The organism is Amycolatopsis sp. NPDC059027 (genome assembly GCF_042739735.1).
GTDB lineage: Bacteria > Actinomycetota > Actinomycetes > Mycobacteriales > Pseudonocardiaceae > Amycolatopsis.
The window spans coordinates 39,059-48,652 of sequence record NZ_JBHYIK010000023.1 but is presented as its reverse complement, the minus strand read 5'-3'; the positions used below and the strand labels follow the sequence as shown (position 1 = coordinate 48,652).

8 protein-coding genes are annotated in these 9,594 nt (G+C 68.7%); 4 read left to right on the top strand and 4 right to left on the bottom strand.

Annotated elements, in window-relative coordinates; genetic code table 11:
• Window positions 1–173: 173 nt before the first annotated feature.
• Complete coding sequence (gene rfbD / locus ACFWY9_RS17915) at window positions 174–1,073, bottom strand: dTDP-4-dehydrorhamnose reductase (RefSeq protein ID WP_378339288.1); 900 nt, start codon at window positions 1,071–1,073, stop codon at window positions 174–176.
• Between the two features lie 11 nt (window positions 1,074–1,084).
• Window positions 1,085–2,074 carry a dTDP-glucose 4,6-dehydratase gene (rfbB, locus tag ACFWY9_RS17910; RefSeq protein ID WP_378327986.1) on the bottom strand — a complete coding sequence of 330 codons (990 nt, stop codon included), beginning with the start codon at window positions 2,072–2,074 and terminating at the stop codon, window positions 1,085–1,087.
• 159 nt (window positions 2,075–2,233) lie between these two features.
• Between rfbB and ACFWY9_RS17905 the strand changes: the two genes are divergently transcribed.
• Together ACFWY9_RS17905 and ACFWY9_RS17900 are read left to right on the top strand one after the other, a co-directional pair.
• Window positions 2,234–3,784, top strand: coding sequence for an LCP family protein (locus tag ACFWY9_RS17905; RefSeq protein ID WP_378339287.1), 1,551 nt, complete (start codon window positions 2,234–2,236; stop codon window positions 3,782–3,784).
• A gap of 99 nt (window positions 3,785–3,883) precedes the next feature.
• Complete coding sequence (locus ACFWY9_RS17900) at window positions 3,884–5,185, top strand: LCP family protein (protein WP_378328022.1); 1,302 nt, start codon at window positions 3,884–3,886, stop codon at window positions 5,183–5,185.
• A gap of 9 nt (window positions 5,186–5,194) precedes the next feature.
• Here ACFWY9_RS17900 and ACFWY9_RS17895 read toward each other — a convergent pair whose 3' ends face one another.
• Window positions 5,195–6,019, bottom strand: coding sequence for an NAD(P)H-binding protein (locus ACFWY9_RS17895; RefSeq protein WP_378327988.1), 825 nt, complete (start codon window positions 6,017–6,019; stop codon window positions 5,195–5,197).
• Between the two features lie 86 nt (window positions 6,020–6,105).
• Between ACFWY9_RS17895 and ACFWY9_RS17890 the strand changes: the two genes are divergently transcribed.
• A complete protein-coding gene (locus ACFWY9_RS17890) occupies window positions 6,106–6,807 on the top strand; it encodes a TIGR03089 family protein (protein WP_378327989.1) in 702 nt (233 codons plus the stop codon).
• 63 nt (window positions 6,808–6,870) lie between these two features.
• Here the strand turns inward: ACFWY9_RS17890 and ACFWY9_RS17885 are convergent, their stop codons facing one another.
• Window positions 6,871–7,314, bottom strand: a complete 444-nt coding sequence (locus ACFWY9_RS17885) for a DoxX family protein (protein ID WP_378327990.1) — start codon at window positions 7,312–7,314, stop codon at window positions 6,871–6,873.
• A 267-nt stretch (window positions 7,315–7,581) separates the two neighbouring features.
• Between ACFWY9_RS17885 and ACFWY9_RS17880 the strand changes: the two genes are divergently transcribed.
• Entirely contained in the window at window positions 7,582–9,546 is a 1,965-nt protein-coding gene (locus ACFWY9_RS17880; RefSeq protein WP_378327991.1) for a GTP-binding protein, read from the top strand.
• The last annotated feature ends 48 nt before the right edge of the window (window positions 9,547–9,594 follow it).

Sequence of the window (9,594 nt, the reverse complement as noted above, 5' to 3'; positions counted from 1 at the left end):
GGGGCGCTCGCGGGGGGCGCACGGCCTATATCTGCGCGTTCCCCGTGCTTACGCACCCCTTCAGCCACACGACCCCCCCCACCCCCACATACAGCGTCCCCTACGCACCGTTCGGGGACACCTGAACCCCAGCAGCCACCGGAGAAACCGGGGGCACGGGTGCAACCCAGGAATCAGGCAGCGGCGAAGTAAGCCGTCAAGGCGTCCTGCCACGACCGCAGCGGCGTCAGCCCGGCATCCCGCCAGGAAGCGTTGGACAGCACCGAATACGCCGGCCGCGGCGCGGGGCGCGGGAAGTCGGCCGTCGTGCAGGGCAGCACCCGTGCGGGATCCGCGCCCAGCCCGGCGAAAACGGCCTGCGCGAAGCCGTACCAGGTCGTCGAGCCACCACCGGTGCAGTGCAGCACGCGTCCCGGAGGACCGGCGTCCGCAGCGATGCGCCCGGCCAGCTCCACCAAGCCGGAAGCGAGATCTGCCGACCACGTCGGCGATCCGGTCTGATCGTCCACAACGGACACCGTGTCCCGCTCTTTTTCCAAGCGCGCCATCGTTTTCACGAAGTTGTTGCCGGACTTCCCGTACACCCACGACGTCCGCACGATCCACGCCGACGCACCCGAGCCGAGCACCGCGTCCTCTCCGGCGGCCTTCGTGCGGCCGTAGGCGCTGTGCGGGCCGAGCGGATCGTCCACTTCGTACGGTGAAGAGGCATCCCCTGGGAACACGTAGTCGGTCGAGACGTGGACAAGCGGTACCCGGCGGGACGTGCACGCCGCGGCGAGCACCCGCGGACCGTCCACATTGACCGCGAACGCGCGGGCCTCGTCGGTTTCCGCAGCGTCGACCGCGGTGTACGCCGCGGCGTTGACCACCACCGGTGACGCGCCGGAAGCCGAGGCACGTTCCGCCAGTGCTCCGACGGCCGAGACGACGTCTCCGGCCCGGGTCATGTCCAGCTCGGCCGACGAGGGCGTGATCGCCTCGACATCGGGCCGGGACGAGGCGAGCGCCGCCAGGTCACGTCCGAGCTGCCCGGATCCCCCGGGCACCAGCAGGAGCAGCCCTCCAGTCACACACCGTCCCCTTATTTCGCCAGCGCGGCGCGGCCCTTCAACGGTTCCCACCACGCCCTGTTGTCCGCGTACCAGCGCACCGTATCAGCGAGACCGTCCTCGAAGGACATTCGCGGCGCGTAGCCCAGCTCGGTCCTGATCTTGGTGATGTCCACCGAGTACCGGCGGTCGTGGCCCTTGCGGTCCTCGACCGGCTCGACGCTGTCCCAGCCGGCGCCCAGCGCGTCCAGCAGCCGTCCGGTCAGCTCGCGGTTGGTCAGTTCCGTGCCGCCGCCGATGTTGTAGATCTCCCCCGCGCGCCCGCGATCGGCGACCAGCTGGATGCCCTGGCAGTGATCGTCCACATGCAGCCAGTCACGCACGTTCAGCCCGTCACCGTAGAGCGGCACCTTCAGCCCGTCGAGCAGATTGGTGACGAACAACGGGATGACCTTCTCCGGGAATTGGTACGGACCGTAGTTGTTGGAGCACCGGGTGATGCACACCGGCAACCCGTGCGTGCGGGAGAACGCGCGCGCCATGAGGTCCGACGACGCCTTGGACGCCGAGTACGGCGAGTTCGGCTCCAGCGCATGATCCTCCGACCACGATCCTTCGTCGATCGAGCCGTACACCTCGTCGGTCGAGATGTGCACGAACTTCCCGACGCCGGCCTCGGAAGCCGCCTGCAGCAACGTCTGCGTGCCGAGCACGTTGGCCAGCACGAAATCCGCGGCACCGAGAATCGAACGGTCCACATGGGACTCGGCGGCGAAGTGCACCACCAGGTCCACCCCGAGCATCAGCTCGCGCACCAGCACCGCATCGCAGATGTCGCCGGTCACGAACCGCAGCCGGGGATCGCCGGAGACCGGCGCCAGGTTCGCCTTGTTCCCCGCGTAGGTGAGTTTGTCCAGCACGACGACCTCGGCGTCGGCCAGCGTGGGATAGGCACCGCCGAGCACCCGGCGCACGTAGTTCGAACCGATGAAACCCGCGCCACCGGTCACGAGAACCCGCATTTACTCCGCCTTTCACCCGCGCCGACCGCGTGATCGGGAATCAGTGTGTCACGACTGGGGCAACCTTCACCCAGCCTACGGACGTCTAACACGAGGATCAGTAGAGTCGTGCTGGTGGCACCGGGTGTGCCCTGGGGGAACGAATCGGGGAGGAAGCGCGTGACCGAGTGGCCTGCGCCACCCGTGCCGGTGCACCACGGACGTGGTGTTCTGGTGTTCTTCCGCCGTGGCGGCAAGATCTTCCTCAGCCTGCTCTCCGTGGTGGTCCTGGGGCTGACCTGGTACGGCTGGCAGTACATCGGTGACCCGAACGAGGGACTTTCCACCAGCGCGGTGTTCGACGACCAGTCGGCACGCGCGAAGCCGCTGGACGGCGCCGTCGACATCCTCCTGGTCGGCATGGACAGCCGCACCGACAATCACGGTGACCCGCTGCCCCGCGAGGTGCTCGACATGCTGCACGCCGGGGTCTCGGACGGCGAGCGCCAGACCGACACGATGATCCTCGTGCACATCCCGCAGGACGGGCGCCGCGCGGTCGCGATCTCCTTCCCGCGCGACTCGCTCGTGGAGATCACCGGCGGCTACGGCAAGCACAAGCTCAACAGCGCGTACGTGTACGCCTACAACGACACCTCCCAGACGCTGCAGCGGCAGGGAAACACCGACCTCAAGGACATCGACGCGAAGTCCAAGGTGGCCGGTCGCAAGAACCTCATCGCCACGATCGAGAAGCTCATCGGCAAACCGGGCATGATCGACCGCTACGCCGAGGTCAACCTGGCGAGCTTCTACGAGGTCACCAAGGCCATCGGCGGCGTCGACGTCTGCCTCAACAACGCGGTCAAGGAAGCCAAGTCCGGCATCGATCTGCCCGCCGGGCGCCAGACGATCGAGGGCGTGCAGGCGCTCGCCTTCGTCCGGCAGCGTTACGACCTGCCGAACTACGACCTCGACCGCATCGCGCGGCAGCAGGCGTTCCTGTCCGGGCTGGCGAACAAGGTGTTGTCGGGCAAGACACTGATGAACCCGGCGAAGCTCGGCGACCTCGTCGAGGCGATCAAGAAGTCGGTCGTGCTCTCGTCCGGATGGAACCTGATGGAGTTCGCCGAGCAGATGCGCGGGCTCACCGGCGGCCGGATCGAGTTCCACACCCTCCCGACCCAGGGCAACGCGGTGGTCGGCGGCGCCGACGTGCTGCGCGTCGACGAGGACCAGGTGCAGGCCGAGGTGGCGCGGCTGACCTCCGACGGCGTTCCCGACGCGAAGCCTGCCCAGTCAACGAGCGCGACGGTGCCCGGCGCGAACGCGGTGACCGTCGAACTGTTCGACGGCTCCGGCTCTTCCGCGGTCGGCCCGCAGACGCACACCTTGTTGCAGAACAAGGGTTTCCGGCTCTCCGACGACACCAAACTGAGTGCCCGCAACAGCACGGTGATCCGCTACAACCCCGCCGACGACACCGGGCTCTCCCTGGTCCGCCAGGCGCTGGGCTCGAGCGTTCAGGCCGAGCCGGACGCCGACGTCGCCACCGGGCACGTCCGGGTCCTGCTCGGCCGCGACTTCCACGGCGCCGCCGCACCGGGCGGGGCGAGCTCCACCCCGTCCCCGAGCAGCAAGCCGACACCGGCCTCCAGCGCGTCGTCCGCCCCACCGCCGTCGAGCTCCCAGCCGCCGATCACCGCGGGCGGAGTGGCCTGCATCAACTAGGGCGTGGTGAAACACGCCCTAATCCCCGACACTCAGCGTGGCGACAGCGTCGGCACCTTAGGCTGGACGACGCAGTGACGATACGGGGAGGTGACCACGGTGGACAACGACGAGCGCAAGCCGGATGGCGAACCACGTCTCGATGCGGAGCAGGACGCGGTGGCCGCCGAGGACACCTCATCGGCCACGGACGGTGACTGGAAGCCGTCGCCCTTTCCGCGCCCCCGGACCGAGCCCGAGCCCGAGCCGGTGGTCCCGGCCCGCCGTGGCCCGCGCGCGGCCAAGCTGACCCGGCGGATCGCGCTCGGCCTGGTGTCGCTGCTCGCGCTCGGCGCCACGGCCTACGGCTACGTCACGATGGGACGCCTGCAGCGGAACGTCCCCACGACGGACGCGCTGAGCAGGCCGGAAGACCCCGCGGCCCCGCCCGCGGACGACGGCGCGACGGACATCCTGCTCGTCGGCAGCGACGCGCGGACCGACGCGCAGGGCAACCAGCTGCCGCTGCGCGTGCTGAAGGAACTGCGCACCGAAGCGACGGCGGGCAGCGTCAACACCGACACGATCATGGTCGTGCGCATCCCGAAGAACGGCGGGAAGGCGTCCGGGATCTCCATCCCGCGCGACACCTGGGTCGACATTCCGGGGCGGGGCAAGGGAAAAATCAACTCCGCGTACGGCGTCGCCAAGGCACGCTTCGCGGCGGAGCAGCGAGCACGGGGCGAGCGGGACCAGGCGAAGATCGAGCGCGACTCCGACACCGAGGGCCGCCGCGTACTGGTCCAGACCGTGCAGGATCTGACCCAGCTGCGCATCGACCACTACGCCGAGGTCAACCTCCTCGGCTTCTACCTGCTGACCGAGGCGCTCGGCGGGGTCAAGGTGTGCCTCAACCACGCGACCGAGGACAAGGATTCCGGCGCGAGCTTCCGTCGTGGCGTCCAGACGGTGTCCGGCGGGGAGGCGCTTTCTTTCGTGCGCCAGCGGAAGAACCTGCCTCGGGGCGACCTCGACCGGATCGTGCGGCAGCAGGCGTTCCTGACCTCGGCGCTGCACCAGGTGCTGTCCGCGGGCACGCTGGCCAACCCGTCGACCATGAGCGGGCTGATCGACGCGGCGCACCGGGCGATCGTGCTCGACGACGGCCTCGATCTGCTGCAGTTCGTCCAGCAGGTCAAGGGAATCGCCTCCGGCGACCTCGCCTTCACCACGATCCCGGTGATCACGTCGAACGGGACGAGCGAGGACGGCCAGAGCATCGTCGCGATCGATCCGGCGGCCGTGCGGAAGTTCGTCGCCGAGCTGGCGGGCCGTGGTGCCGCCCCGCCGTCCGGCGGTGGTGGAGCGACGGGAGCGGCACCGCGGGTGGCCGCCGCCGACGACGTGCGCTGCGTCGACTGACCGCGTGGCCTAGAACTCGGCCCGGTGGTCCCACACCCAGGTGGCGAAGGTGCGGGGCGCGGTGCCGGTGACCTCTTCGACCGTCTTCGTGACCGGTGAGGGCTCGTCGAGCGCGCTCGCCCACGAACGAAGAATCGCGTCGACGGCCCCGTCGGGCAGGCCGTGGCCGAGCATCCGCTCCCGCGCCTCGTCCGTGGACAGTTCCACGACCTTGACCGGCCGATCGAGGACGTCGCCGAGAATCGTTGCCTGCTCACGGAAACTGAGCGCTTCCGGCCCGGTGAGCGCGAGCGAGGCGCCGCGGTGTTCGCCGGTGGTCAGCGCGCGCACGGCGACGGCGGCGATGTCGGCCTCGTGGATGGCACCGACTCGCGCGTCCGGATACGGAGTGCGCACCACGCCCTCGGCGAGCTCGGCCGCCCAGGCGAGCGTGTTGCTCGCGAAATGCCCGGGATGCAGCACGGTGTGCCCGAGACCGGACCCGGCAAGCGCTTCCTCCACCGCGCGATGCAGGACCGCGATCCGGTTCTCCGAGAACGGTTCCAGCGTCGCGGACGAGGACAGCTGGACGACGTGGTCCACTCCCGCCCGCTGGGCCGCGGCGACGAACTTCTCGATGCCCTGCGGCCGGGTGTAGAGGAACACGGCGCGGACGCCGTCGAGCGCACTGTCGTCTGACTCCTCGAGGTCGAGGCTCACGGTCTCGACGCCCTCGGGCACGTCGAGCGTGCTCGCGTCGCGGCTCGCCGCGCGTACCTTTTCGCCCGCGTCGAGCAGCTGAGCCAGCACCTGCCCGCCGACGTGGCCGCGTGCACCGGTGACAAGGATGGTCATTCCAACCCCCGTAGTTTTGTTTTGTAAGCAAAACTACTTACGGCAGCCCTCGGTGTCAACGGGGTCAGTGGTCATAGCCTGTACCCATGAGCCTCACCGAACAGCTGCTGCGCCCGCTGCTGGCGTCCCAGGCGAAACCGCTGATCACGCACTACGACGACGCGCTGGGCAGCCGGGTGGAACTGTCCGTCGCGACGACCGCGAACTGGGCGGCCAAAACGGCGAACTGGCTGGTCGAGGAGTTCGACGTCGAGCCGGGCGACGCCGTCGCGGTGCGGCTGCCGTCGCACTGGCAGACCGTGGGCGTGCTGCTCGGGGCCTGGTGGTGCGGGGCACGCGTGGTCACCGAGACCGGCGGGGCACGCGTGGCGTTCGTGACACCCGACGGCGTTTCCGAGGCAGAGGCCACGGCCGTGGTGTCGCTGGACCCGATGGGGCGCGGACTGGCCGAACCGCCCGCCGACGGCGCGCTCGACTACCTCGGCGAGGCACGGCTCGCCGGCGACCAGTTCAGCCCGCTGTTCCCGGTACCCGGCGACACTCCCGCACTCGGCGAGTCCACAGTGGACGAGGTGCTGACGGAGTCCCGTTCCCGGGCCGCGAAGATCGGTCTGTCCGCGAGCGATCGTGCCCTGTCCACTGTGGATTGGGATGGGACGGAAGGCATTCTCGACGGCCTGCTGGTCCCGCTCGCCGCGGGCGTCCACCTCGTCCAGGTGAGCAACGCCGACCCGGCCAAGCTCGCCGACCGCCGCGCCGCCGAGCGCACCACCGTCGACCTGGGCTGAAATGCCGTTAAGGCCACCTTACGGGCGTCTGACGCCCGTAAGGTGGCCTTAACGGCGTTGCGGTCAGGCGGTCAGGAGCGCGTCGTTCGAGGAGGACAGGCGCTGCTCCCGCTTACGCCAGAAGAGCGCGTGGTCCAGCGAGATGCGGCCGGGGTTGAAGCCGAGCGCGAGCCCGGCGACCGCGAGGACCAGCACGAGTTCGTAGCCGCCCTGGCCGGTGAGGCCGTTGTCGATGTGCACCGAAAGCAGTGCGCCGATCGACACGACGACGTAGCCGAGTCCGACGAGCGGCGTCAGGAATCCGACGATGAACGCGATCGATCCGAGGATCTCGACCGCGATCGCGAAAACGGCCGCGACGGTCGGCAGCGGCATGCCGACCTTCTCCATGAAGCTCGCCGTCCCGGTGATTCCGTTGTCCCACTTCTGCAGGCCATGGGCGAGGAAGACCACCGCGATCCCGATCCTGCCCAGCAGCAGGGTGACGTCCTTGACGCGTGCGAACATGCGGTACTCCAGCTCCACGATTCGGTGAAAGTTCAACTGACCCGGCCCACGGTAGGGCAGCGCGCGCCGGGGACGGGACTTCAGCGAGTCATCGACAGGAAACCGACAGGAACCGCCCCGTAACTCGCTGTCCCCCGCAAGCGCTTGCCGCTACCGTGGTATCCGGAAACCCGTTCCCGATGCGAGGAGAAACCCCGATGCGCCGACAGACCGTCGTTCACCCCGGACCCGGCCTGTTCACCGCATCTTCGAGGACCTCGCACCGTCATGAAAACCCTGAACATCGGAATTCTCGCGCATGTCGACGCCGGTAAGACCAGCCTGACCGAGCGCCTGCTCTTCGAGGCGGGCGTGATCAGCCACCTCGGCAGCGTCGACGGCGGCGACACCCAGACCGACTCGCTCGCTCTCGAACGCCGTCGCGGGATCACCATCAAATCCGCGGTGGTCGCGTTCACCGCAGGCGACCGGCGCATCACGATCGTCGACACGCCCGGCCACGCGGACTTCATCGCCGAGGTCGAACGCGCCCTTCGCGTGCTCGACGGCGCCATTCTGGTCGTCTCGGCCGTCGAAGGCGTCCAGGCGCAGACCCGGGTGCTGATGCGTACCCTCGTCCGGCTCGGCATCCCCGTGCTGATCTTCGTCAACAAGATCGACCGGATGGGCGCGGACGACGTCGATCTGCTGCGCGCCATCCGGGAAAAGCTCTCGCCGCGCGTCATCACGTTGAGCACGGTCACCGGAATCGGCACGCCCGACGCCGTCAGCACGCCCCGTACGCTCGATGACCCGGCGTTCGCCGAAGAACTCGGCGAACTGCTCGCCGAGGGCGACGACGCCTTTCTTGAGTCCTTTGTGGATGACGACGTTCGGCTCAGTGAAGCGGATTTTCACACCGAGCTGGCTCGTCAGACGAGCCGCGGCGACGTGTATCCCGTCCTCTTCGGATCGGCGATCACGGGCTCCGGCGTCGCCGACCTGGTCACCGCCGTCCGCGAGCTTTTCCCCGCCACCGAAGGTACCGGCGAGGGAACACTGCGCGCGACGGTGTTCAAAATCGAACGCGGACGCGCCGGCGAGAAAAACGCCTACGCCAGGCTGCGCTCCGGTTCACTCACCGCACGACAGAATATTTCCTTCTACCGCAGGGAAAGCGGCGGGAACCTCGTCGAGCTGAGCGGCCGGGTGTCCGCGGTGCGAGTGATCGGCGAGGACGCCGCGGCGGCGGTTTCCGGTGACATCGCACGGATCCGAGGCCTCCGCGACGTCCGCATCGGCGATCAGCTCGGTACCGCCGAAGCATTGCCGGAACGGGGCTTCTTCGCTCCGCCGAGCTTGGAAACAGTAGTGCTCCCGGAGCGTCCCGATCAGGCGTCGGCGCTCTACACGGCGCTGGAACGGCTTGCCGAGGCAGACCCGTTCATCGGCACCCGGCGTCATCCGGACACCGGCGAAATCTCGGTGCGGCTCTACGGTGAAGTGCAGAAGGAAATCGTCAAGTCGACACTGGCCGAGGAGTTCGGCATCGCGGTTTCCTTCGCCGAAACCCGCACGCTGTTCGTCGAACGGCTCATCGGCCACGGCGACGCCGTGCAGGAAATGGACCCCGACGAACGGTTGTACTTCTGGGCCACAGTCGGGATCCACGTCGAACCCGGCCCACCCGGCTCCGGCGGCACGTTCGGGCTTTCGGTCGAACTCGGCTCGCTGCCGCTGGCGTTCCACAAGGCGATCGAGGAAACGGTCGCACAGACGCTCCAGCAGGGCCTGTACGGCTGGGAGGTGATCGACTGCGCGGTCACGCTGACCCGCACGGCGTACTTCAGCCCGGTCAGCGCCGCGGGAGACTTCCGCAAGATGACGCCGCTGGTGTTGATGGAAGCGGTGAAACAAGCCGGAACCCGGGTGTACGAGCCGGTCAACCGGTTCGAACTGGAGGTCCCGGCGCACTGTCTCAGCGCCGCGCTGCTGAAGCTGACCGAACTGCGTGCCGTACCCGGTGAGCCGGACGTCGGACCGTCGTCGTGCACCGTCCGGGGCAGCATCCCGGCGAGCCGCGTGGCCGAATTCGAACAGGCGCTTCCCGGGCTCACCCAGGGCGAAGGCGTGTTCCTCAGCGAGTTCGAGGAGTACCGCCCCTACCCCGGCCCGCCGCCGTCCCGGCCCCGGACCGGTGCGAATCCCTTGGACCGCAAGGAATATCTACTCCGGACACTACGTCACCTCTGACATGGCCGAGCTGGTCACCACTCGGTGGTGACCCTGGCGGCACCCCCC